General features: G+C 35.5%; 24 protein-coding genes and 1 other annotated feature. All 24 genes read right to left on the bottom strand.

What is annotated here, in order from left to right; translation table 11 throughout:
* Positions 1–279 precede the first annotated feature (279 nt).
* Positions 280–3,042: an isoleucine--tRNA ligase gene (gene ileS / locus ACTJJ9_RS15510; RefSeq protein WP_145582207.1), complete on the bottom strand. Its 2,763-nt coding sequence runs from the start codon at positions 3,040–3,042 to the stop codon at positions 280–282.
* A 49-nt stretch (positions 3,043–3,091) separates the two neighbouring features.
* Positions 3,092–3,320, bottom strand: a binding site (T-box leader).
* Between the two features lie 78 nt (positions 3,321–3,398).
* A complete protein-coding gene (locus tag ACTJJ9_RS15505; RefSeq protein WP_095298833.1) occupies positions 3,399–3,905 on the bottom strand; it encodes a DivIVA domain-containing protein in 507 nt (168 codons plus the stop codon).
* Positions 3,906–4,077: 172 nt separating this feature from the next.
* A complete protein-coding gene (locus ACTJJ9_RS15500) occupies positions 4,078–4,854 on the bottom strand; it encodes an RNA-binding protein (protein WP_145582208.1) in 777 nt (258 codons plus the stop codon).
* A 72-nt stretch (positions 4,855–4,926) separates the two neighbouring features.
* Complete coding sequence (locus ACTJJ9_RS15495) at positions 4,927–5,193, bottom strand: YggT family protein (protein ID WP_095298837.1); 267 nt, start codon at positions 5,191–5,193, stop codon at positions 4,927–4,929.
* A gap of 7 nt (positions 5,194–5,200) precedes the next feature.
* Positions 5,201–5,653, bottom strand: a complete 453-nt coding sequence (locus tag ACTJJ9_RS15490) for a cell division protein SepF (RefSeq protein ID WP_095298839.1) — start codon at positions 5,651–5,653, stop codon at positions 5,201–5,203.
* A 2-nt stretch (positions 5,654–5,655) separates the two neighbouring features.
* Positions 5,656–6,342 carry a YggS family pyridoxal phosphate-dependent enzyme gene (locus tag ACTJJ9_RS15485; protein WP_095298841.1) on the bottom strand — a complete coding sequence of 229 codons (687 nt, stop codon included), beginning with the start codon at positions 6,340–6,342 and terminating at the stop codon, positions 5,656–5,658.
* Between the two features lie 8 nt (positions 6,343–6,350).
* Positions 6,351–7,181: a peptidoglycan editing factor PgeF gene (gene pgeF / locus ACTJJ9_RS15480; protein WP_145582209.1), complete on the bottom strand. Its 831-nt coding sequence runs from the start codon at positions 7,179–7,181 to the stop codon at positions 6,351–6,353.
* A gap of 121 nt (positions 7,182–7,302) precedes the next feature.
* Positions 7,303–7,557: a YlmC/YmxH family sporulation protein gene (locus tag ACTJJ9_RS15475; protein ID WP_095298843.1), complete on the bottom strand. Its 255-nt coding sequence runs from the start codon at positions 7,555–7,557 to the stop codon at positions 7,303–7,305.
* A gap of 348 nt (positions 7,558–7,905) precedes the next feature.
* Positions 7,906–8,727, bottom strand: a complete 822-nt coding sequence (gene sigG, locus ACTJJ9_RS15470; protein WP_186324204.1) for an RNA polymerase sporulation sigma factor SigG — start codon at positions 8,725–8,727, stop codon at positions 7,906–7,908.
* Between the two features lie 101 nt (positions 8,728–8,828).
* Positions 8,829–9,548, bottom strand: a complete 720-nt coding sequence (sigE, locus tag ACTJJ9_RS15465) for an RNA polymerase sporulation sigma factor SigE (protein ID WP_145582211.1) — start codon at positions 9,546–9,548, stop codon at positions 8,829–8,831.
* A gap of 149 nt (positions 9,549–9,697) precedes the next feature.
* The gene (gene spoIIGA / locus ACTJJ9_RS15460) at positions 9,698–10,627 is read right to left on the bottom strand and encodes a sigma-E processing peptidase SpoIIGA (RefSeq protein WP_174879753.1); all 930 of its coding nucleotides are present in this window, start codon (positions 10,625–10,627) and stop codon (positions 9,698–9,700) included.
* Positions 10,628–10,955: 328 nt separating this feature from the next.
* Positions 10,956–12,104: a cell division protein FtsZ gene (ftsZ, locus tag ACTJJ9_RS15455; protein ID WP_095298852.1), complete on the bottom strand. Its 1,149-nt coding sequence runs from the start codon at positions 12,102–12,104 to the stop codon at positions 10,956–10,958.
* Positions 12,105–12,148: 44 nt separating this feature from the next.
* Complete coding sequence (gene ftsA, locus ACTJJ9_RS15450; RefSeq protein ID WP_095298854.1) at positions 12,149–13,444, bottom strand: cell division protein FtsA; 1,296 nt, start codon at positions 13,442–13,444, stop codon at positions 12,149–12,151.
* Positions 13,445–13,611: 167 nt separating this feature from the next.
* Entirely contained in the window at positions 13,612–13,974 is a 363-nt protein-coding gene (locus ACTJJ9_RS15445) for a small basic family protein (RefSeq protein WP_095298856.1), read from the bottom strand.
* A gap of 2 nt (positions 13,975–13,976) precedes the next feature.
* Positions 13,977–14,705 carry a DUF881 domain-containing protein gene (locus tag ACTJJ9_RS15440; protein ID WP_145582213.1) on the bottom strand — a complete coding sequence of 243 codons (729 nt, stop codon included), beginning with the start codon at positions 14,703–14,705 and terminating at the stop codon, positions 13,977–13,979.
* 29 nt (positions 14,706–14,734) lie between these two features.
* On the bottom strand, positions 14,735–15,439 hold the full coding sequence (locus tag ACTJJ9_RS15435; protein WP_145582233.1) for a DUF881 domain-containing protein: 705 nt from the start codon (positions 15,437–15,439) through the stop codon (positions 14,735–14,737).
* A complete protein-coding gene (locus ACTJJ9_RS15430; RefSeq protein ID WP_095298860.1) occupies positions 15,429–16,217 on the bottom strand; it encodes a cell division protein FtsQ/DivIB in 789 nt (262 codons plus the stop codon). The genes ACTJJ9_RS15435 and ACTJJ9_RS15430 overlap by 11 nt, the downstream gene beginning before the upstream one ends.
* A 263-nt stretch (positions 16,218–16,480) precedes the next feature.
* Positions 16,481–17,389: a UDP-N-acetylmuramate dehydrogenase gene (murB, locus tag ACTJJ9_RS15425; protein WP_145582214.1), complete on the bottom strand. Its 909-nt coding sequence runs from the start codon at positions 17,387–17,389 to the stop codon at positions 16,481–16,483.
* Between the two features lie 21 nt (positions 17,390–17,410).
* Positions 17,411–18,505 (bottom strand): undecaprenyldiphospho-muramoylpentapeptide beta-N-acetylglucosaminyltransferase, encoded by a 1,095-nt coding sequence (gene murG, locus ACTJJ9_RS15420; RefSeq protein WP_145582215.1) that lies wholly within the window; start codon positions 18,503–18,505, stop codon positions 17,411–17,413.
* A 140-nt stretch (positions 18,506–18,645) separates the two neighbouring features.
* Complete coding sequence (gene spoVE / locus ACTJJ9_RS15415; protein WP_145582216.1) at positions 18,646–19,746, bottom strand: stage V sporulation protein E; 1,101 nt, start codon at positions 19,744–19,746, stop codon at positions 18,646–18,648.
* 94 nt (positions 19,747–19,840) lie between these two features.
* On the bottom strand, positions 19,841–21,196 hold the full coding sequence (gene murD / locus ACTJJ9_RS15410) for a UDP-N-acetylmuramoyl-L-alanine--D-glutamate ligase (RefSeq protein WP_440768708.1): 1,356 nt from the start codon (positions 21,194–21,196) through the stop codon (positions 19,841–19,843).
* Positions 21,197–22,171, bottom strand: coding sequence for a phospho-N-acetylmuramoyl-pentapeptide-transferase (gene mraY / locus ACTJJ9_RS15405; RefSeq protein ID WP_145582217.1), 975 nt, complete (start codon positions 22,169–22,171; stop codon positions 21,197–21,199).
* A gap of 252 nt (positions 22,172–22,423) precedes the next feature.
* The gene (locus tag ACTJJ9_RS15400) at positions 22,424–23,893 is read right to left on the bottom strand and encodes a UDP-N-acetylmuramoyl-L-alanyl-D-glutamate--2,6-diaminopimelate ligase (protein ID WP_145582218.1); all 1,470 of its coding nucleotides are present in this window, start codon (positions 23,891–23,893) and stop codon (positions 22,424–22,426) included.
* A gap of 453 nt (positions 23,894–24,346) precedes the next feature.
* Positions 24,347–26,284, bottom strand: a complete 1,938-nt coding sequence (locus tag ACTJJ9_RS15395) for a stage V sporulation protein D (protein WP_145582219.1) — start codon at positions 26,282–26,284, stop codon at positions 24,347–24,349.
* Between the last annotated feature and the right edge of the window lie 43 nt (positions 26,285–26,327).

Here is a 26,327-nt window from a genome sequence, read left to right as displayed (position 1 = left end):
TCCTTCTCATGATGTAACATTAGTGTATCCTTCAAAAACCAACCTCACCCTGTTAAGAATTTTCCTGTGAAAGAAATCCATGCTATCTAATTCGTTTGTATAGTGAATGACTATTTTTTACCCCTCATTTTCATATGTGAAACATGAAGAATGAAAAATGGGCTTTTTAAAACGGACTTAATCATGATCAGGCTTCAAGCAAAAAAAGGGACAGTCCCCAAAAATTCTCATCCTGTTAAAAGGATTATATTTCTGAGAACTATCCCTATCAATTATGTCTTAATAATGTTCTTTTACAATTGTCGCACAGCGTGGACATAGTGTTGGATGCTCTGCGTCTTGACCAACTTCAGGTGTCACAATCCAACAACGCTCACATGTTTCACCTTCAGCTTGGTTAATAACAATTTTAACAGTATCAAAACTTTGTGCATTGTCTGGAGCTGTATTGTAATCTCCAGCAATTTCAAATCCTGAAACAATGAAAAGCTGTTTTAAATCTTCTTTAACAGATAAAAGCAATTCCTTCGCTTCCGCATTAGGGTATAGCGAGATACTTGCTGTTAATGATTTTCCAATGACTTTTTCATTTCGCGCAACTTCTAATGCCTTCAAAACATCATCGCGTAACGACATAAACATATCCCATTTCTTCTCTAATTCATCTGCGTTAGGATATTGTTTCTCTTCAGGCATATCAACAAGTTGAACACTTTCTTCCGCAACAAATTCAATATGCTCCCAAACTTCATCAGCCGTATGTGGAAGAATAGGTGTCACAAGTTTAACTAGAGACAGCAATGTTTCATAAAGTACCGTTTGGATTGCTCTACGCTCTTCATTCTCTTTTGACTCGATATATAAGACGTCTTTTGCAAAATCAAGATAGAATGAACTTAATTCAATCGTACAGAAATTGTGAACTGCATGATAAATTGCTGCAAATTCATATTGTTCATACGCTTCCTTAACACGACTAACGAGCTTGTTCAATTTCACAAGCATATATCTGTCAACTTCTCTAAGGTTTTCAAGCTTAACAGAATCTGTATTTGGATTAAAATCAGATAAATTACCAAGTAAGAATCGGAAAGTATTTCTAATTTTTCGATAAACTTCGGCAACTTGTTTTAAGATTGCATCAGATACTCTAACATCAGCTTGATAATCAACTGACGCTACCCATAATCGTAAAATGTCTCCACCTAATTGTTTCATAACTTTTTCAGGTACAACGGTGTTTCCTAATGATTTACTCATTTTACGCCCTTCGCCATCTAAAGCAAACCCATGACTTAATACACCTTTGTATGGTGCTTTACCTGTTACAGCAACAGCAGTCGAAAGTGAGGAGTTAAACCATCCACGATATTGGTCTGAGCCTTCTAGATATAAGTCAGCAGGTCGTTGTAGTTCTTCTCTTTCTAATAGAACTGCTTGATGTGAAGAACCTGAATCAAACCAAACATCCATAATATCATTTTCTTTCGTAAAGATACCATTTGGACTTCCAGGGTGTGTGAATCCTTCTGGGAGTAAGTCCTTTGCTTCACGCTCAAACCAAACATTTGAACCATGCTCTCTAAATAGGTTTGATACATGTTCAATCGTTTCGTCTGTAATAATTGGCTCACCGTTTTCTGCATAGAAAACTGGAATTGGTACACCCCATGCACGTTGTCTTGAAATACACCAGTCACCACGGTCACGCACCATATTATAGAGTCTAGTTTCTCCCCATGCTGGAACCCATTTTGTTTCGTTAATTGCAGCTAATAAGTCCTCACGGAAATCTTTAATTGATGCGAACCATTGTGCTGTTGCCCGGAAAATCGTTGGTTTTTTCGTTCTCCAGTCATGTGGATATGAGTGAGTAATAAATTGAAGTTTTAATAAAGCTCCAACTTCCTGTAATTTTTCAGTAATGGCTTTATTGGCATCATCATAGAATAAACCAGCGAAGCCTTCAGCATCCTCTGTCATGTATCCTTTTTCATCAACTGGACATAAAACATCTAATCCATATTGTTGACCAATGATAAAGTCATCTTCCCCATGACCTGGAGCAGTATGAACACATCCTGTTCCACCATCACTTGTAACATGTTCACCTAGCATAACTAATGAATCACGATCATAAATAGGATGCTTCGCAACGATGCGATCAAGTTGACTGCCCTTTAATGTACGATCAACCGTGAAATCTTCCCAACCAATCGTTTGTGCAACAGATTCAACTAATGCTGAAGCAACAACATATTTTTCATTATTTACAGCTACAACGCTATATTCAAGTTCTGGATGAACTGAAATACCTAAGTTAGCTGGTATTGTCCATGGAGTTGTTGTCCAAATAATAATCTTCTCATCTGTAGAAAGGACTCCTTTTCCATCTTTAACAGGGAAAGCAACATAAATAGATGGTGAGCGTTTGTCCGCATATTCAATTTCTGCTTCAGCAAGCGCAGATTCACTTGACGGAGACCAATAAACAGGTTTTAAGCCTTTATAAATATAACCTTTTTTTGCCATTTCCCCGAAAACTTTAATTTGCTGCGCCTCATAAGCAGGTGTTAATGTAACATATGGATTATCCCAATCACCACGAACACCTAAACGTTTAAACTGTTCACGTTGCCCATTAATTTGCTGCCAAGCGTATTCTTCACATAGTTTACGAAACTCCGCAACAGACATCTCTTTTCGTTTAACCTTCTTATTCTTTGTCAATGCAGTTTCAATTGGTAAACCGTGAGTATCCCAACCTGGAACATATGGTGCTGAGTAACCGCTCATTGATTTATAGCGGATAATAAAGTCCTTTAAGATTTTATTTAAAGCATGCCCCATATGAATATCACCATTCGCATATGGTGGTCCATCATGCAAAATAAATAATGGACGGTCTTTCGTACGTTCCTGTACTTTTTTGTAAATGTTCATCTTTTCCCATTTTTCCTGCATAACAGGTTCTCTGTTTGGAAGATTTCCACGCATCGGAAAATCTGTTTTTGGCATAAGAAGGGTATCTTTATACTCCATTAACTTTTCCTCCATTTCTTTAATAAACACAAAAAAACCTTCACATCCCACAAGGGACGAGAAGGTTTATCTCGCGGTACCACCCTATTAGATTAATTTTAATCATTAATCCACTCAAGCATTCGTAACGAGAATGATACGCCATTGCTTACTTATGTATGTTCAGCAAGGAACTCTAGGGTGATCTTCATCCTTTAACCTTATATCGAGCTTGCACCGTCCTCGATTCGCTTAAATAAGGGAGCTTAAAGGATTACTATCCCTTTCACCGTTTTCTTTCGATATTCACGTATTAAAAGCTTTTCACACGTCTACGTTAAAGTATTATATGCGAAAAAATAAAATAAAGTCAAGGCTTAGCTTTTTGTTTCTTCTTCTTCGCCAAAAATAGGCTCAACCTCGTATTCTAACAAGTGATCCCAATCATCATTTTTTAATAGGTCAAGCTGCGCCTCAATTAACATTTGGAAACGAGTTCTAAAAACTTTTGATTGTTTCTTAAGCTCTTCAATTTCCATTGCAATTTTACGCGACTTTGCCAATGCCTCATTTATAATACGGTCTGCGTTCTTTTCCGCTTCTTTAATAATTAGCTTTGATTCCTTTTGAGCATTACGCTTTACATCTTCTCCGGCCTCTTGAGCGATGATTATTGATTTATTCAATGTCTCTTCAATATTCGTAAAGTGACCTAGCTTCTCTGTAAGTTCCGTAACCTTTATTTCTAGATCTTTCTTCTCGCGGATGACCATTTCATAATCTTTAATTACTTGATCTAAAAACTCATTTACTTCATCTTCATCATATCCACGAAATCCTTTACTAAATTCCTTGTTATGGATATCTAATGGTGTTAAAGGCATGGATGCCACCTCCAATATGTAGTGAAATAGTTAATCCTTGTCACATTATAAATCATAATTCGACAAGATTGTTATATTTCCTGCTTTTTTTATTAAATTATTTTATCTTTCCCACTTGGTAATTTTAAAAACAAAATCAAGTATACTTTATCATGACCATTCAATTATACAATTATTTATATTTTGAAATGATGATTTTATAGCGATCCTTTTTCGTTTTCCCTTCAACTGAAGTAATTTTACTTCTGCCAAAGCCGCGAATAGAAAGGGTATCTCCTTCTCGACATTCAAAGGATGTCTCTTCAACTGGCTTCCAATTCACTTTTACGAGACCATTTTCAATAAGCGGTTGGAGTTTTTGTCGAGAAATATTGTATATCGCAGAGCCAATTACATCAAGACGCATAGAAGCAACTGTTGTAACAAGCTCTTGTTTTTCTTCGTTACTAACGATAAACTCTGTAAGACTCCGTTCCTTCAAATTTATCTTCGCTTTTCCGATTTCATGAAAATTCACTTTTAAATAATCTGAAATTTCAGCGGCACAAATAAATTGAACGACATCATCATGAAAGCGAATATCTCCAAATTTGGCTCTCTTTAAACCTAAACCCATCATTGAACCAAGAACATGTCGATGCTGTAATTGAATAAATTTACTAGCATACTGGATTTCAAATAGAGTAAGCTTAAAATCCTCTTGTTCAACCTGATAATAATCTGGGTATAAAAAAGCTCTTTTTCTCTCGGTATCCTCTGCCCCACCAAAAAAAGCAACCTTTACGTCCAAATGTTCGCCAATCACCGATGATACGATTTCTTGTTCTCTAGGGTCTAAAAAATCCGTTAGTTTCGGGGAATAATGGTGTTCTACAGTTTCCTTCCATTCAAGAACTTGATCTATAAAATGTCGTTCATCTTTACGGAAGTGCTGATATATATTCTCCATGTATTTAAGACAACTCCATTTTTAGTTACATGTATTTATATTGATGCAGAAAAAAAAGGACCTAAATAGTCCTTAAGCTATCATTGAAAATAATGAAACAAGACCGGCTTGCGCCAATTTTAAAGCAAAAAGTGCTACGATTGGCGAAATATCAATCATACCGCCGATCGGAGGAATGATTTTTCTAAAAGGCTCTAAATATGGTTCACAAAGCTTCGCTAATATTTCGCCAAAGCCAGACTCTCTTGCACCTGGAAACCACGAAAGCAAAATGTACACGACAATCACATAGGAATAAATTGTAATTGCTTGATTAATGATAATAAAGATTAAATCCATCGTTAGCCTACCACCTTTGATGATCTTCGTCTGAGACAAACTCAGAAATCGAGCCAGATACATCTACATTATCTGGAGTGCAAAGAAAAATGTTCGTGCCAATACGCTGTATATCTCCGCCAATTGCATATACTGTCCCACTTAAGAAATCTACAATTCGTTTCGCCTGATCTTTTTGAATACTTTGAAGGTTAACAACAACTGCTCGACGATTTTTTAGTTGATCAGCAATTTCTTGTGCTTCGGCATATACCCTCGGTTCACTTAAGATAACTTTAGATGATTTTTGAATACTTTGCAAACTTACAACATTTTGTTTAGACGTTTGCGGCTGTGTTTTTTGCGGCATAGGCTGTTGTTGCTCATATTCTATTTCTGATTGTTCCTCTTCATTTTCCATATATTCATATTCTTCATCCTCTAATGCAAAAAAACTTTTAAATCTATTTTTAATTGACATTGTTATACACCTCCAGTTTCTTTTCCAACAAGTGAAGTGCCGATTCGAATAAAAGTAGCCCCTTCTTCAACAGCAATTTCATAATCATTTGACATCCCCATTGATAACTCAAGACATGGGGCATTTTCCAAATTTAATGCTTGAACATCTTTTTGCAGCTTCTTTAACTGTCTAAAGCATGTCCTAATTGTATCCACATCATCAGTAAAAGGAGCCATCGTCATTAACCCAACTATTTGAACCGAAGATAATGTTTCAAGTTCCTTAATAAAATCGATCACTTCATCTGGCGATATCCCATGCTTTGAAGCCTCTCCGGAAACATTAACTTGGACAAAGCACTTTACTAATTTTTCCGCTCTTTTATCAATTTCCTTTGCAAGTGAAAAGCGATCTAAAGAATGTATGTATTCAACCTTATCAATGATATTTTTCACTTTACGTGTTTGTAATGAGCCAATGAAATGCCAAACTGCATCATCTCCAAGCTCAGCATACTTATCGTTTAATCCTTCATCCCGATTTTCACCTAAATGAATGACACCGGCATCAATTGCTGCTTTAGCACGGTCAATACTAACATATTTTGTAACAGCAATTACTTTAATTTCATCGGGATTACGCCCAATTCTCTCACATATTTTTTGAATATTACTCCGTATTGTTTGATAATTTTCTTGCACATTCATTTTTAAAGTTAAGCCTCCCTATTTATCCCAATAAAGCTTAACATTCGACCGGTTTTCCCATCGTCGCGGCGATGTGAGAAAAATAACTCCTTTTCACAACTGGTACAAAGACGAGAAACCATAATATTTTCTTCCTTTATTCCTGATTCCAACAGTAAATTCTTGTTAAGCTGCTTTAGATTTAATTTATATTGATTAGATGAGATCTGCACATATGGACTAGGATATTCTTGGAGTTTTAATTCTTGAATGGCGGTGATAACCTTATCATCAACAATATAACAACACCCTCCAATTGAAGGTCCTATTACAGCCATTATTTCACTTGGATTTACTCCTTCTCTATCAATCCATGTTTTCACCATTTCTCCACCAATATTTTTAACAGTACCTTTCCATCCAGCATGGGCAAGCCCTATTAACTCTCGATTCGGTTCCAAAAAATATAGTGGTACACAATCAGCGAAACATAATGATAGCATGATATTCGGGTTGTGCGTATAAAATCCATCACATTTTGGTATTCCTTGTTCGTACGACAATAGTCCTCTGCCACGGTCACGATCCGTAATTGCTTCAATCCGATTTCCATGGACTTGTTCGGCAAATACCCAATTTTCATAAGGGATTGATGTTTTCGATGAGATTATTTTTCTATTGGTTATACAATCATTTTGATCATCTTGAACATGTAAACCTAGATTTAAGGAAGAGTAATGATTCTTACTTACTCCACCTAGCTTTGTCGTAAATCCAACCTCAAGTCCCTTAATTTTAGATATCCATTTCTCAATTGTTAGAAACGACTTGTCATTTTGTTGAAAAGGTTCTGAAATCATTTATCAATTCAACCCTTTTTTTCGACATATTCTTAATGTTTTTTAGCTTTAAAAGCTAATTATAGTCTATCATCATTTATTTTACCACATCTTACACACTTCGTTTAGATTGATTAAAAAATTATTCACTTTCACTCTCAATTTGTCGATTCATTCTTATTAAAATGACGTCTTCACCAATTTTTACAATATTCCTCCATGGAATGACAAGCTCTTCGTCCTTTCCAAAAAAACCTAACATTTTCCCTTGCCCATTTATAATAATCGCTTGTATTTTACCGGTTGTCACATTAATATCAAAATCTCCAATATTTCCAAGCTTTTTGCCATCAGATACATTTACAACATCCTTCGTTTGAAATTCAGATATATACATAAAAACGCCACCTTTATATTCATAATAGACGAATGTTTCTCTATTACATATCTATGATTAAGGTGGGATAAACTATTCAATGTTTTAAATATTTTTCCAATAGCTATAAACAAGATTTAAATATTAGCGTATGTGAAAGATTATTGTTGATTTTAAATACTTTGTCTTTTGGAGCGGAAGGTTTAAGACTCTGGCTAAAGAATAACTTGTCAAAGTAAGGCTCCATAGACATTTGATGCCCAAGCAACCCTGACCTCCCGCGGAAAGCGAATACCTGCAGTGGAAATTAACAACATCGTGTAACTGTGGTAAATGTTAAATAAAAAGACTACTCAAACATGAGCAGTCTTAGTTTTGAATATTTTTATTCATTTGTTTAATTGCTGCCTTTTCCAATCTTGAAACTTGAGCTTGAGAAATGCCAATTTCTTCAGCCACTTCCATTTGTGTTTTACCTTGAAAGAAACGTTTTCTCAGAATGAGCTTCTCACGACTATTAAGTTGTCTTATACCTTCCTTTAATGCTAATTCTTCAATCCATTGAATATCACGATTTTTTTCGTCGCTCAATTGATCCATAACGAAGATTGGATCCCCACCATCATTATAAATAGGTTCAAATAGAGATACTGGATCCTGAATGGCATCTAACGCAAAAACAATTTCTTCATGTGGAACATCCAGAACCTTTGAAATTTCTTCTGCTGTTGGCTCTCTAGATGTTTCACTCATTAAACGTTCACGTACTTGAAGTGCTTTATAAGCAATGTCTCTCAGTGATCGGGACACACGAATTGGATTATTATCCCTTAAATAACGGCGAATTTCACCTATTATCATTGGTACAGCATATGTTGAAAATTTGACGTTTTGGCCTAAATCAAAATTATCAATTGATTTCATTAATCCAATGCAGCCAACTTGAAACAAATCATCAACAAATTCTCCTCTGTTGTTAAATCGCTGGATTACACTAAGTACCAATCTTAAGTTGCCATTCACCAGCTCTTCTCGTGCTGATAAGTCTCCGTTTTGCATTTGCTTAAATAGCTCTCTCATTTTCTCGTTTTTAAGAACTGGAAGCTTTGAGGTGTCTACTCCACAAATTTCGACTTTATTTCTTGTCACATCTTTCCCTCCTAACAGGAGTTGCTGTACAGTGTTAAGTATCTCCTCGGTAGGAAAAAATATGCACAAGCATTCTCAGTAAGAGGGACAAAAATAGACCTAGTTATAGATAAAACAAGGGAAAAATCAGGAATAAATTTTTTTTACACCATTTTATTAAATTCTTTTTGTAGCCGCTTGATAATCCGCTTTTCAAGCCTTGAAATATAAGATTGGGATATACCTAGCATATCTGCTACATCTTTTTGTGTTTTTTCTTCTCCACCTTGTAGACCAAAGCGTAACTCCATAATTTGCTTTTCTCGATCATTCAGCTGTTGCAACGCCTTCATAAGTAATTTCCGATCAACATTTGCTTCTAAATCCTTAGTAATGATATCATCCTCTGTTCCTAATACATCAGACAATAAAAGTTCATTTCCATCCCAATCAATATTCAATGGCTCGTCAAAGGAAACCTCTGAGCGTAGCTTATTATTTCGACGTAAATACATTAATATTTCATTTTCAATACAACGGGATGCATATGTAGCAAGCTTAATTTTCTTCTCTGGATTAAACGTATTTACTGCCTTAATTAATCCTATTGTTCCAATACTTATTAAATCCTCGATATTGATTCCCGTATTTTCAAATTTCCGTGCAATATATACCACTAATCGTAAATTACGCTCAATTAATATCGATCTCGCAGCTTGATCACCACTAGGTAATTTTTGTAATAATATTTCCTCTTCTTCTTTTGAGAGAGGAGGAGGTAGCGCTTCACTTCCTCCGATGTAATAAACCTCGTCTGTTTTGATGCCTAATTTAATTAGTAATTTGTACCATAAATATGTAAGACGTAACTTAAACTTTTTCATTTTCCTCCCCCTTCGCATTTTTAATAATAGTCAGCTTATTCTTATCATCAATATCAAGATAGCTAATACTATATATTTGACACTGTTCCATTTGTTTAATGTATAAAAACAATGATTTAGAGTATGATAAGATTAAAGGATTCCTCATATTAAGATACTTGTTCCATTACATGTCCTTGTAGCATTTTAGGGTGAATGATGCATTCATACTCATCCTCTGAAGATAACTTTGTACGATTTAATCCAACAATCGTTTTTTGCACTTTAATTTTCTCATCCTTCGTTTCAATTACTACTTCATCTGGTTTAAATCCTAATAAAAATTTATTTTCGCTTCCTACAACTCGATAAGGAATAATACGTATACGATGTTCCCAAGGATGTGATTGCTCATTATTACTTAATGACTCCATTACATCTTCTTGAATTGCTTGATTTACTAATGGCTCCGGAATAAAGTGACTTGCTTTTAATGTGTCGATAATCATAACCGGACTTCTTGTTATAGGATCATAAAGCTGATTCCCGCTATCTACTAGACCCCTTAATGTCAATTCGCATTCATCTACCTTTATCGTTACATTAACCAATTGTTCAAAATGGATTTTCTTCGTTTCTAATCCTTCAATTCTATTTCTAGAAAAAATCCATAGCATCGGGAATCCTACGATTACGAATATCCAACTAATAGGATGTCCAAATCCCGTTGAATTTGTCATTAAGACCCCATTTAAATAGCTCATTTCAGATTGTAAAAAATAATGTACCCCTATCATTCCGCCACCAACAAGAAAGGTAACAAAATAAAAGGTTAATAAGCTTTGAACAAAAAATCGGAATCGTTTAAAACCAAATGCAATCCAAACCATTAATACTGAGACAAACATCTTTCCAAATGGATGGCTTGCAAATAACGATAATGGTGTAAACAACATAATGACAATACTTGAACCTAAAAGGGCAGCAAGCACAATACGGTATTTTTTTATTTTCCTTTTTAATGCTATAGCTGTTAATAATAGAAGCAATAGATCAAAGGAGAAGTTTAAAAACCAAATAATGTCTAAATAGATGGACATCTATTTCTCCTTTCGCTAGAGGAATACGTGTTCAGGTTACTAGGAATAACAGTAACGAAACTATGATCACCTATTGTCATTTAGTATAAATTGTCTGAACTAGGAAGTCTGTCACTTAGTGCCGAGAGAATGGAAGTATTTTTGAAAGAATTTTAGAAATTTTGTCGAGTTATAATAATCTATGAAACTTTCAACAAAATATGAGGAAATTTAATTGAATGGTACCTTTTCTTGTAGTGGATTAAATAGATGGAGCAACTTTATAATTTCCCCATAATAAAAGAGTGCCATAATGATTAATGGCACTCTTTTATTACGTATTTGAAAATTAGCGACGCTTATTACGGTTTCTAAGAAACGTAGGTATATCTAATGTATCATCGGCTTGCTGCATGCTACTACGTGAAGGTGTCTCTTGCACTGGTGCTTCTTCACGTTTCGGCTCACGCTTAGGAACAGGCTTTGCAATAGTTTGTCCACCTGTACCAAATTGACGAGTAGGCTGTTTGAGCGGATTCACTTCTTGCTCAGTAAAACCAGTTGCAATAACTGTTACAACGATTTCATCTTTTAGATTTTCGTTAATAACTGAACCGAAAATCATATTTACATCTTGATCAGATGCAGTTGCAACGATGTCTGCCGCTTCCTGAACTTCATATAAACTTAAGTTTGTTCCACCTGTAATGTTCATTAACACACCTTGAGCACCGTCAATCGATTTTTCAAGAAGTGGACTTGAAATAGCTTTTTTAGCTGCTTCTGCCGCGCGGTTTTCACCTGTTGCAACACCAATACCCATAAGAGCTGAGCCTTTGTTAGACATAATTGTTTTAACATCGGCAAAGTCTAAGTTGATTAATCCAGGTGTTGCGATTAAATCAGAAATACCTGATACCCCTTGACGCAATACATTATCTGCTTCTCTAAACGCTTCAAGCATAGGTGTATTTTTATCAACAATTTCAAGAAGTCTATCATTAGGAATAACGATTAATGTATCGACTGATTCCTTCATTGAAGAGATTCCACCAGCCGCTTGCATTGCACGTTTACGTCCTTCAAATGTAAAAGGTCTTGTTACAACACCTACTGTTAGAGCCCCTAAATCCTTTGAGATTTGAGCGATAACGGGTGCTGCACCCGTTCCCGTACCTCCACCCATTCCTGCTGTAACAAATACCATATCAGCGCCTCTTAACGCTTCCTCTATTTGTTCTCTACTTTCCTCAGCAGCTTTTTTACCAACTTCGGGGTTAGCACCTGCACCTAAACCTCTTGTTAGTTTAGAACCAATTTGCATTTTAATTTCTGCTTTTGATAAATTTAAAGCCTGTGCATCTGTATTTACAGCGATAAATTCAACACCTTGTACTCCGTGCTCTATCATTCGATTGACAGCGTTATTACCACCGCCACCTACCCCGATTACTTTGATGGTAGCTAAGCCGTCAATATTTGTATCAAACTCTAACATGCGAAATCCTCCTAATCCATCAAATGACTTCTAATTGATGTGAACTATTCAAAGAAGTAGCCAAAAAACTTCTTCACTTTATTAACCTTTTTTTCCTCTTTATGTTGCTGTTGCTGTTGTTGTGGCTTTGAACGTTGTTGTGGCGGTTCTTTTGTAGCTGCTACTTCTACTGCATCAACAGTAACATTTGAACCAATCTTTCTACCTTGTATTTTAGCATTTTTATGAGCGAATTGGATTAGACCTACACCTGTCATATATTGAGGCTCTCTAACACCAATATAGTCTGGACTCGCAATTCTCACACTATTTTGCAAAACAACTTGTCCTAATTCAAGGACACCAGGCATTTTCACCGTTCCACCAGTTAAGACAAAACCACCAGGTAATTCACCGATTCCTAGTCTTTTTAATTCATAAAGAATAAGCTCATATATTTCTTCAAGTCTTGCTTCAATAATATCAGCTATTTCTAATTGATTAAAGGATCTCTTTTGATCAGAACCGATTATTGTTGCTTCAAACACTTCATCCTCTGACGCATGATCGTAATAGCCATGACCATACTTTATTTTTATTCTTTCAGCTTCATCAGTAGATGTTCGAAGCCCAATAGATAAATCCTTTGTAATGTGCTCCCCACCGATTGGTAAAACACTTGTTGCAACAAGATGATTTTGTTCAAATACTGCGATTGTAGTAGATCCTCCACCAATTTCAACTAGTGCAACACCTAGGTTCTTTTCATCCTTTGATAAGGCAACTGAACCAGCTGCTAAAGGTTGCAAGCAAATGTCGGTTATTTCAAGGCCAGCACGTTCTACACAACGTAATAAATTATGTAATACGGTCTTTGAACCGGTAATAATTGTTCCTTCCATTTCTAAGCGAACACCTAGCATTCCACGAGGATCATTAATTTCATCTAATCCATCAACAATAAATTGTCTAGGGATTACATCTATTATTTCTCGTTCTGGTGGAATTGAAATAACTTGAGCTGCCTCAATTACTCTTCTTACATCTTCATTAGATATTTCACGGTTTTCGCTTGAAACTGCCACTACTCCATGGCAATCTTGTAAATGGACATGATTACCAGTAACCCCTACTACGACTCTTTTTAACGAGATTCCAACCATTCTCTCCGCTTGCTCTACCGCTTTCTTTATAGAATGAACGGTTTCATCTATATCAACTATAGATCCTTTTCTTAATCCTTCTGATTTTACGTTACCTACACCAATAATGTTTAAAGTATCATTTGCCATTTCACCAATAATTACTTTAACACTGGATGTACCGATGTCAAGACTTACAAATAGTTCATTGTTGTTCATTCTAAGGCACCTCCTTATCTATCAATACTTTCTATTTTATTCGCTTGAGAACGACATGACAATGAAAATTACTTTACAAGCTTGTAACAAAAAAAGTAAATATTTAGTCTTGAAATATGTCTTACTAGTGATTATTCGTCAAATACTTAATATTCCCTTTTAAATATTCAACTTTTTTTCACTTTTTCTCTAGATAACGACCATTTTGAAAGTAATATTCTTCTAATAACTGCTATGTTTTGGAATAACCTTACCCCAAATGCAAAAACAGCTACTAAATATAAGTCTACACCAAGATGAACACCTAGAAAAGCTAAACTTGCGGCTAAAATGATGTTAAAGAAAAAACCTGAAACGAACACTAGTTCATCATAAATATCTTGTAAATGTGCTCTAATGCCCCCTATTAACGTATCAAGCGCTGCTAAAATCGCAATAGATAAATAATTTGAATATTCAGGGGGGATGCGTAGCTCAGATACTAGTCCTAAAAATACACCTAGTATAAGACCTAATATTGGTAGCCACATAGCTATTTTCCCCCTTCTTCTTTTTCAACAGGCTTCATATTTTTCACACGTATCGTATCATCATATGCTGGAATCGTAATCGTATCGATTGGCTCAGAAATAGTTAACTTTAGATTATCAATAGCAAAATCTTCATCAGTTGTTGAAGCATTCATTCGATTATATAGCTTTTCTGCATTTTCGGATATTACCTTTATTTCGATTGGATATGTATTTAAACTATAATTATCCATTTTTGTTTGCCCATTAATATCGCGAATGACCGTAGAATTAATCAACCGCCTACCTTGAATGGAAATTTCCTCCGCATCATAGGAATTTAGTTCATTTATAAGTCGCTTCAACAAATCTGGCGAAATATTATCAAGCTCCATTCCTAAAATGTCCTCAGAAAATAGTCGGTCAATTGTAATAATAACGCCAGGACCTTCTACTTCTGTTAAACCAGCTTCTTCTTTTAATACATTAAGTGTTTCTTTTAAAGCAGCCTCTGGATTTTCATTTTCTTCTAGTTTATACGTTTCAATAATTTCGTCATATTTCCGTATCTCGGATAATAATTTTACTTGTAGCTGTTGCTCCTCTTTTAAATCGTCACGAAGTTCCCACATATCCCTTGTATCTCTTACAATTGGTTCTTTAATCGTCTGAAATTGAATCGCGAGCATTAATCCAAATATCGTTGTTAATAGAGTGAAACTTAATCCTTTTTTCCAATTCGATTTCTTCATATCAACCACCTTACAGTCCCATTTTTTATTTAAGAAGAAGTCTTTTGCTCTTGAAGTAAAGGATCCATCTTAATCTCATCTTTTTCTTGCACGGAAACAACAATATTGTCATATGTGAGTTGATCTATGACCCCTCCAGCAATATTTAAGGCAGGAATTAAAACAGACGGGTCGCCAATTGCTGAAATGACAAAAGGCGCTGGAAATTGGTTTCCGTCAACTGTAATGACAGGACCATTGCAAAATATGTAAGAGTTACTACTTAATCTTTGACCATTAATTGAGATGGCATCTGCTCCTGATATATATAGTTCGTTAATAACTTTAAAAATATGGCTCTCATGAACAATATAATTGTTAACATTTTCACTATCAGGTACGTATGAAGCATCCTCAAGGGATATCTCTACACCTTTCCCTTTAACTGGTAAATCACCAACATACATCCGATATTTTTCAACATCTTCAACTAAATTATAATATACTTGCTTTTCGCTCTTTAACGATTCCTCAATCTTTTTAACTTCCTCTTGTTTTTTATATAGCTCCTCTTGTAAGGTTTTATTTGTCTTTTCCTCTTCAATCAATAACGATCTAGTTTCATATTCTTCATCCCATTGTTCAGTGGACAGTGTTTGATTACTATTTTTTTCTTTCGTTAGCTGATAAGAGTAGGAAATCAAAAATCCTAAAACAAGGAAAATGAGGGATAATATTACGTATCTACCCCTCAGTTTCAAGATTGCTTTCATTCTTCTCCTCCTCTTGTAATGGTTTGTACGATTCAAAGTAAGATCCTACCTCTAAGTGAATAACCCCTTCACTATTTTCATCAAGTTCACTTACAATAGACGGGTATAGTTCCATTTTCTTAGCAAAAGTACGAACCGAAGCAATAACTTCATATCCATCATTCATATAAAGACGTACTAGCCATGGATCAGTCTTACCTGGTGTATGATGTATTTCAGATATTGAATTAAAAATCGAAGGAGGTATTTTTGTCAATTCTTTAATCATTTCCTTAATATCCTCTTCATCGTCCCAATTTTTTAAAACAGGGGCATCTGCAGGCAAACGCTCTTCAAATTCTTTTAAAACTTCTCCATTGTCTAGTATTGGCAAATAGACACCATCTTTTTCAAGATATGCAACACTTTTATGTTCGGTAATATTCAAAATAATATGATTAGGTAATTTTTTTTCTACTTTTACATCTTTTATTTGTAAAATACTATTTACTGTTCTAATCACTTGTTGTTCATTAATATTCCAAAATCCTGTTGAGGCTGTGATCCCGCTTAATTCAATAATTTTCTTTGAATCAACAATTTCATTTCCTTTAACTGTAATACTTCCGACCTTACTCAAAGGAGATTGAAAGTAGATAACTAGTAAAATTAATAAGAAAAAAACAGAAAGAAACATTATCAATCTGCGATTAGATTTTTGCTTCCGCTGTTGCTGTAATTTAGGTATACGATCCTCTAACGAAACAACCTTCTTCTCCAAACAATTCACCTCATCCCTAGCATTTATGCTCTAGGAAATCTTTCATTATTCTTAATATGTATAGAAAGTATCAAACGTATTGATTGCGAAAAAACCCAACATATTTTATGTTACTTTTTTTCGGAATCATACAAATACTACTTTTGACAAAATAAACGGCATACTGGATGCCGTTTATTATTTCAGACAGAATATAGTCTAATCTCAAGCGTTTTTTCATTGTCATTATACCATAGGTAATCCAAACTTTGGGGATGTTATCTTTAATTTGTCCCAATTATTTCAACTTCTGTATCCAATTTAATGTTATTCTTTTCTAAAATGACTTCTTTAACATGTGCAATTAAGTCAAGTACATCTTTTGCGGTTGCTCCACCAGCATTTACAATAAAATTACCATGCATTTCAGAAATTTTTGCTCCACCTATTTGATAACCCTTTAACCCAGCAGCTTCAACAAGCTGTCCTGCATAATGAGGGAGTGGATTACGAAAAATACTACCGGCACATGGGTAATTCCAAGGCTGTGTATCTCTACGATAGTCTTTATTTCTCTGCATCGCGGCAACAATATCTTCCTTTTTACCTTTTTTTAATTGGAGTATTGCACCGATACAAATCCCAGGCTTCTTTTTTTGAAGAATAGAGGTTCTATACGAAAATTCCATTTCCTCATTTGTTAACCATTCAATCGTTCCATCCTCAAATAAGACTTGTGCCTTCACTAAAATTTTGGACATATCTGAGCCATGTGCACCTGCATTCATATAAATAGCACCTCCAATAGAACCGGGTATACCACTCGAAAATTCCAAACCTGATAGCCCCTGTTTACTAATGATCGTAGCTAATTTAATGATTGAATACCCGCCACCAACAATCAATAGTTCATCATTTAATTCGATTGTATCAATTCCAGAACCTAGCTTTATGACGACTCCTTTTATCCCATTATCAGGTACAAGTAAATTAGAACCCCGACCAATGACTCGCCAATTCACACCATGTTCTTTGATAATTTTTAAAACAGTAATCAAATTGTCTATGCTATTAGGCTCAACAAATATCTCAGCTGGCCCGCCTATTTTTATCGTCGTATGTTTTTTCAATGGTTCGTTTTCAAGGACTTTACCAATATTCGCATTTACCAAATCATGATATAAAGTAGCCATAAAGACCTCCTCATCCCGTTGTTATTTGTTTGCGATCTCTAACAACTCACGATATAAACGTGTCGCAGCATCCGGTATCCCTAATTCCGCTGAAGCCTTACTCATTTCTGCTAACTTCTTATCATCTAGTAAAATTTCGTCAATATGAGTTAATAATAATTCCCCATTTAATTCCTGTTCGCGAATCATCATTGCAGCATGATTTTCACTTATTGCTTGAGCATTCTTTTCTTGATGATTTGCAGTTACATACGGACTTGGAATTAATATGCTCGGTAACCCTAAAGCAGTAATTTCTGCCAAGGAGGTAGCACCTGCTCTTGAGACAATTAAATCAACACTCACTAAAACCTCAGGCATATTATGAATAAAAGGCTTAATCATAACATGTGATGAGTCTTCTAATAATTCTACTTCCTTCATAACCTTGTCATAATGCACTTCACCAGTCACATACACAATCTGATACGGTTTATTTTTTAATAAAGGGATCATTTGCAAAACTGCTTCATTTATTGCCTTTGCCCCTCTGCTACCACCAAAGATTAATACGGTTTTTTGATTTGCCTTTAATCCTAATGATTGTCTCCCTTTTTCAGCATCCTGTCCTAACACCTCTGATGCACGTGGATTCCCTGTCAAAACTACCTTTTGGCTAGGAAAATACTTTCTCGCTTCCTCAAAGCAAATAGCGACTTTATCCACGTATTTAGCTAAAAACTTATTCGTAATACCTGGAAGACTATTTTGCTCATGAATCATCGTTGGTATATTTAGTTTTGTTGCTGCGTAAACTACTGGACCACAAACATAGCCACCTGTACCAATTACAACATCAGGTTTAAATTCCTTCATGTATTTTTTGCTTAATGAAACTCCCTTAAAAAAGCGTGCTATCGTTTTTAGGTTGTCTGTCGAGAGTTTTCGTTTAAATCCTGAAATTTCAATTGACTTAAATGGGATGCCAGCACGTTTCACGATATCCTTTTCTAAACCATTCTCAGTACCTATATATAAAAATTCAACATCAGAAGAATTTTTTTTGATCTCATTAATTAAAGCAAGTGCAGGATAAATATGTCCTCCTGTACCACCACCACTAACAATAACTTTCATTTTGCTCCTCCTCTTAACACAAAGATAAGGCTGACAATTAGGACAAATACGAGGATTACATTATCATCCTAATCTGTCACAATACGATCGTCAGCCTCAGGTTTGCTACATTCTAAATAATTTATATTCATTCTATTTAATTAATATTTTGAGTACCTACTGACATTTAACAAAACACCGATTGCCATTAACATTAACGTAAGCGATGACCCTCCATAGCTTAAAAACGGAAGGGTGATTCCTGTTACAGGCATTAAACCTGTTACAACACCTACATTAATCATTACCTGAATAGCTACCATTGTAATAATACCAATTGCTAAAAAGCTACCGTATAAATCAGGTGCTCCTAATGCAATTCTTACTCCCCTCCATAATAAAAGACCAAAGAGAAGGAGTACAAATGAGCCTCCAATAAATCCAAGTTCTTCTGCTAAAATTGCAAAGATAAAGTCAGTTTGAGGCTCTGGTAAATAAAAGAATTTTTGTCTGCTCTGCCCCAATCCTAGACCAAAAAGGCCACCCGGTCCAATCGCATAAAGTGATTGAATGATTTGAAAACCACTTCCTAGTGGATCCTCCCAAGGGTCTAAAAACGAAGTGATTCGCTTAATACGATATGGTGCTGATAATACTAAAGCAATAAAACCAGCCACTCCTATTAATCCAAGCCAAGCAAAATGACTAACTCTAGCACCAGATACAAAAATCATCACAATACAAGTACCAACCATTACAGTTCCAGTCCCTAAGTCAGGCTGTAGCATGATAATGCCGAATGCCGTAAAAACAAGCCCTAGTGAGGGAACTAAACCTTTTTTAAAGGAAGTGATCTTCTTCTGGTTTTCCGATAAAAATTTAGCTAAAAAAGCTATCATTGCAAGCTTCATAAATTCTGAAGGCTGAATCGAAAATGCCCCAACACCAATCCAACTTCTTGAACCATTACGTTCCATCCCAACGCCTGGTATTAAAACAGCAATCAAGAGAAAGAAGCAAACAATAATTAACATCTTTGCCCATGTTCTCCAAGTCCAATAATCTACATTCATTAAAAAAAACATTGCGATGACACCAACTCCAGCAAATAAAAGCTGGCGTTTTGCAAAGAAAAATGAATCATCAAATTTATACGTCGCCCACACCGCACTGGCGCTGTATACCATAATAAGACCTATTGTTAAGAGAAGTAATGTAAGAAAAACTAATATAAAGTCTGGTGTAGACCTTTTCGCTGTCAACGCTTAAACACCCCTGTACCGTATATTTAAGGGCTATTAAACGAAAGAACATGATAGAATAGTTACAATCGTGAAGAAAAGTTTGTACAAGCCCTTACTTAAGCTTATGCACGGCTTGAATAAAAATGTCTCCTCTTTCCTCGAATGTTTTATATTGATCCCAGCTAGCACATGCTGGTGACAATAAAATTACATCGCCTTGCTCGGAAATATCAAACGCCGTATACACTGCTTGTTCCACATTATCGACACGTTTAATCACTTCTATTCCTTTATCAATTGCGATTCTTTCTAATTTTACTGCTGTTTCACCAAAAAGGATCATTGCCTTTACATGTTCTAGATAAGGTAGTAATTCGTCAAATTCATTTCCTCGGTCTAGTCCACCAGCTAATAAAATCGTTGGCTCTGTAAAAGCTTGTAATGCTTTACTCGTTGCTAAAATGTTCGTTGCTTTAGAGTCGTTATAAAAACGACGGTTCTCAATCGTACCAACATATTGCAGTCGGTGCTTAACACCGGTAAAGCTTGTTAGTACCTTTATAATTGCAGCGTTTGTGACATCTCTTAATTTTACAGCTGTTATTGCTGCTAAAATATTTTCATGATTATGCTTTCCTGGTAATACAATATCTTTCAGGTTAATGATCGGCTCACCTTTAAAGCAAATAAATTCGTCCTTAATATAAGCCCCACCATCAAGCTCTTTTGATGTAGAGAAATAGATTTTATTCGCTTGTGATTTTTCCGATGTTTGACATACAAGTTGGTCATCATAGTTAATAATTGCATAATCAGATTTTGTTTGATTTTCATAAATCTTCCCTTTGGCAAAAACATATTCTTCCTTTGTCCCATGGTAATCTAAATGAGCATCAAAAATATTTAAAATGATTGCAATCTTTGGCTTAAACTCAATCGTTCCTAGCAGTTGAAAGGATGATAATTCCATCACGATAACATTTTCCTTAGTTGCTTGACGTGCTACATCACATGCAACAGTTCCAATATTACCTGCAATTAACGGATTCTTAGCATCAGCTTTTAGCATTTCATATATAAGAGTAGTTGTCGTTGTCTTCCCATTTGATCCTGTTATCCCGATAATATCAGCTTCAGAGATTTTATAAGCTAATTCAACTTCAGTAATAATCGGGATCTCTTTTTCTACTGCTATTTTTATTAACGGATTTTTATAAGGAATACCAGGATTTTTTACGATTAAATCAAAATGTTTTTCACTTAATAAAGAGAGAGGATGGTCACCACAAATCACTTCCACCCCTAAACCTTTTAGCTCTTGCACAGCAACATCTTCCTCAGTTGCTTTTAAGTCATTCACTGTCACTTTTGCGCCGAGATCATAAAGTAATTTAGCAGCAGCTAAGCCACTCTTAGCTAATCCGATAACTAAAACTTCTTTATGTAAATATTCACTAATCATTTTCACTTACAACCACACCTCAATATAGATTCCGAGCACTGCAAATACAAGTCCGATCGTCCAAAATGTTACAACAACTCGCCACTCGGACCAGCCAACTAATTCATAGTGATGGTGTAAGGGACTCATCTTGAATACTCTTTTTCCTGTTGTTTTATACGAAATCACTTGAATAATTACTGATAATGTTTCAATTACAAACACACCGCCAATTAATACAAGGAGAATTTCAAGCTTCGTTAAAATTGCGACTGTTACAATTGCTCCACCTAGAGCAAGTGAACCTGTATCTCCCATAAAAACCTTTGCTGGGTGTGCATTAAATACTAAAAATCCTAGAACAGCTCCTACTACGGCAACTGAAAAGATCGCGACATCATACTGGGATTGACTCCAAGCTAGAACGGCAAATGCTCCAAAGGCAATTGCTGCTGTACCTGAAAGTAATCCGTCTAAACCATCTGTTAAATTGACGGCGTTTGAACCACCAACTAACATAAAAATGACGAGTACAACATAACCCCAGCCAAGATCTATTGATAACTCTGTCCCTGGGATGGAAATCGTTTTTTGGAATCCGTATTGTGTGAAAACAAGATAAAAAATGACAGCGATAATAACTTGACCAAGTAATTTTTGTCTTGATGTTAAACCTAAATTACGTTTCATGACAACCTTAATAAAGTCATCTAGAAATCCTAATAGGCCATATCCTACAGTTACAAAGAGCAACAAATACATTTCTACGCCTAACTGTGAAAACTTACCTGTCATTGCAATCGTTGTGATAATAATTGAGATAATGATCATGACTCCGCCCATTGTTGGAGTACCAGATTTTTTCTGATGTGATTTAGGTCCCTCTTCTCTTATACTTTGACCAAACTTTAATCTCCTCAAAAAAGGAATAGTGATGGGAGATAGTAATACACTAATTAAAAATCCCATTACAAGTGTGATTAAAATTACCTGCTCAAGCATGTATACTCCCTCCCCCACAATTCATTTGTTTTGACATCGCTTGTTTGTAATTTACGTGAATATCATATGTACTACAAACATAAATATGATTTCCTACCAATAATTCCTTCATAATATCAACTTCTCTTTCTATCCTTTGTTACCTATTCTATGATGAAGATGGGGACAAAACGACAGTAAATTAGCATTGTCCCGCTTTATCAAAAATAGATTTGTTAATTATTAATATCATTAATTTCTTTGTTGTAGCATCTATCGTGCTAACGTTTGACGAATCGCTTTTTTCGCTATTTCCTTGTCATCAAAATCAAACTTTGTGTCACCAATTTGCTGATATGTTTCATGTCCCTTACCTGCAATAAGAAGAACATCACCTTTTTGCGCCTTTTCTACCGCAAAATGAATAGCATCCTCTCGATTAATAATGGAATGGAAGTGCTCATTTGGTACACCTTCCTCCATATCACGAAGGATTTCGACTGGATCTTCACTTCTTGGATTATCAGAGGTGAAAATCGTCACATCGCTGTTAGCAGCTGCTATTTTTGCCATAATTGGTCGCTTTGACTTATCTCGATCTCCTCCACAGCCAACTATACAAAAAATCTTGCCTTCTGCAAATTGTTTTATCGTTTGCAGCACGTTTTCTAAACTATCCGGAGTATGAGCATAATCTACAATAACCGTAAAATCCTGTCCGTCATCAACAAGTTCAAATCTGCCTCTAACACCTTCCATTGTTTCGACAGCTGAAACAATCGTTTCTAAATCAATATTTGAAGCAAGACAGGCGGAAACAGCCGCTAACACATTATAAACGCTAAATTTCCCAACCATATTTATTGTCACGTTTTTCGTTCCATTTGGAGTTAAAAGCGTAAATTCAGTACCTTTAGAAGTCATTTTAATATTTTTCGCCATAACATCAGCATCATTGTCAATTCCATATGTTAAAAGCGAAGCAGATGTCATTTTCTTAAATTCTTCAGAAGCCTCTTCATCTTCATTTAGTACAGCAATTTTAGGTTGATTATAATCAAAACGATTACCTAATTGTGCAAAGAGTAAACCTTTTGCATATTTATAAGCTTCCATTGTTTTATGGTAATCTAAATGGTCTTGAGTTAGGTTTGTAAACACCGCTACATTAAAGTCACAGCCATGAATTCTTCCGAGATGAAGAGCATGTGAGGATACCTCCATGACAGCATGTGATACATCTTTATCAAGCATTTCTCGAAATGTTTTTTGTAACGTTAAGCTCTCAGGTGTTGTATTTTTTACATCGTGTAATTCTTCACCAATTTTGATGTACATCGTGCCAATTAACCCAGTCTTCTTCTTAGCAGTATTTAATATTTTCTCAATAATATGTGTTGTTGTTGTTTTTCCATTTGTTCCAGTGACACCAATTAGATGTAATTGATGTGTTGGTTGGCCGTAAAATGCGTCTGCAAGTACAGCCATTGCCCTTTTTGTATCTCGAACAATAATGACCGGAATATCAACATCAACATGCTTCTCAGCTAAAATGGCAGCTGCACCGCTTTCTTGTGCCTTTTCGGCAAATTGATGACCATCAACGGTATAACCTTCAATACATATAAACAAACTTCCCTCTTTAACCTCTCTGGAATCCATCTCAATAGAAGTAATAGATGGATTTTCTTCAGGAAAAGTTTGATTTCCATATAAGTATGTAAGTAAATCATTTAATTTCATCGCAAATTCCTACCTTCATTTCTTTACCCAAGGATAATATACATTATTTCTTTTTTCATCGTACTTATTAAGTGGGCTTTATTTTAAAAAAAGCCCTAAGTGACAAATACCTTTCCATTTAAAGACATAAAAATGGTCACAGTTTTTCAACCTTCCTGTAAGACACTTCTGCTTTTCCTTATAATTTCAAAGAAATAAGTAAGTAAGGCTTATTCAATAAAGGTTGCGAAACAATCATTCTATTCATAAGAAAGGTTTCCGTACCTATTTTATCTTACTTAACTAAAAAGAGCCATCATTCATTGTAATTTCTTTTAAAAAAGGTTGCAATCATTAATTATGTAAAATAACTTTTAATGTTTTTCATTGTTTTTTTCTACTATTTGATTAATATTTTAGAAACAGAAAGAAAGCGTGACATCCTATAAGATGGCCATGCTTTCTTTCTATCTTTTAATTATTTGATTTATTTTTTTCCTCACCTAAATAAACTCTAACAGTGGAGCCTTCTTTCACTTTTACACCTTCGCTTGGGGACTGTTGCACAACAACATCTCCTTCACCAGACACGTCCAATTTTAGATTTACGAACTGTTCTGCAAGTTCTTGCTTCGTTAGCCCTATAATATTCGGAACCTCTACTAATTTTGTGTCTAGCCATTTGTATTCTTTTTCAATTTGCTCTTTTCTAGGACTTACACCTAATTCAGGTAATGCATCCCTCATAATATTTCCAACTATCGGCGCTGCAACCGTTCCACCAAATTGGATCGTACCTTTCGGATTATCTACAGCAACATAAACAACAATTTGCGGATCGTCTGCTGGAGCAAATCCTATAAAGGAAACAATATGGTTATTCTCCATATACTTTCCATCTTTGACTTTTTGTGCAGTTCCCGTCTTCCCGCCTACACGATATCCATCAACATATGCATTTCGACCAGTTCCTAATGCAACAACACTTTCTAAAGCATAGCGGATTTCTTTTGAAGTTTCCTCAGAAATTACTCTTCGTTTTGCTTCAGGAGTCGTTCGACTAATAACTTGGTTTGTTACGGGATCGACCCATTCTTTGGCAATGTATGGGGTATATAATATCCCGCCATTGACTGCAGCGGATACGGCGGCAACTTGTTGAATCGGTGTTACGGAAACACCTTGACCAAATGCGGTTGTCGCTAACTCAACAGGTCCAACTCTTTCCGGATTAAACAAAATCCCTTTTCCTTCACCCTGCAAATCAATACCCGTTTTTTGTCCGAAACCGAAGTCCTTTATATATTTAAATAGTTTCTCTTCTCCTAGTCTTTGACCAAGCTCTACAAATCCAGGGTTACACGAATTTTGAACAACCTCAAGAAACGTTTGATGACCATGTCCTCCTCTTTTCCAGCACCTTAACCTAGCTCCATCAACTTCCACAGCACCATCATCATCGAACGTATCTTTTTCTAAATTGACCTTTTCTTCCTCGAGAGCTGCAGCTAGTGTAATAATTTTAAAAGTTGACCCTGGTTCGTACGTACTCCAAACAGGCAGGTTTCTATTGTACACGGTAGGATCTACTTTTCGGAAATCTGCTGGGTCAAAGTCCGGACGACTCGACATTGCCAATATTTCACCGTTATTAGGGTTCATTGCGATCGCAATGATTCCATCCGGATTGTAGGTTGCTTGTACATTATCTAATTCTCGTTCAATGATTGTTTGCACACGGGAATCAATCGTTAATTTTAAGTTATTCCCATCAATCGGTGGTGTATAATCATCAGCTTCATCAGGCATCCGTTGTCCTTTTGCATCAGAGAAAAATTTCACATAACCGTCTTTTCCCTTTAATTGCTCATCATAATAAGATTCCAAACCTAGTAAACCTTGATTATCGATACCAGCAAAACCTAACACATGTGATAAATAACTACCAAAAGGGTAATAACGAATTGAATCTTCTGCAATATAAACCCCTTTTAAATTTAACTCTCTTACTTCATTCGCCTTTTCATGAGAAATCTTTCTACCTTCTGGATTAATTTGCTGAATCGAAACCTTTTTCGTGATATGTTGATATGCTTTTTCTTGCGACATATCTAAGACGTCTGCTAGTTTTTTTGCAGTCTCAGCAGGATTCTCAATCTGTCTTGGAACAACATAAATCGTTGGCGCACTCATATTTGTTGCAAGCTTTACGCCATTTCTGTCTAAAATTTCTCCTCTTTCTGGTTCAAATGGAATATTTCTGCTCCATAGGTCTTTCGCACCAGAGGTAAGAGAGGAGCCAAGAAAAAATTGAACATATCCTAGACGTATGTCGATAATTAAAAAGATGAGAAAACCAAATAGCAACGTTAACACTAGCCGTTTTCTAACAGTTACATTTGATACCCGCATATATTTCTCCCCCTTGTCTAGGCTCGTTCAAATATATGCTTGT

The sequence above is a fragment of the Metabacillus sp. 22489 genome (assembly GCF_052044855.1).
Taxonomy (GTDB): Bacteria; Bacillota; Bacilli; order Bacillales; family Bacillaceae; genus Metabacillus; species Metabacillus niabensis.
This window is presented reverse-complemented; position numbering and strand designations above follow the sequence as displayed.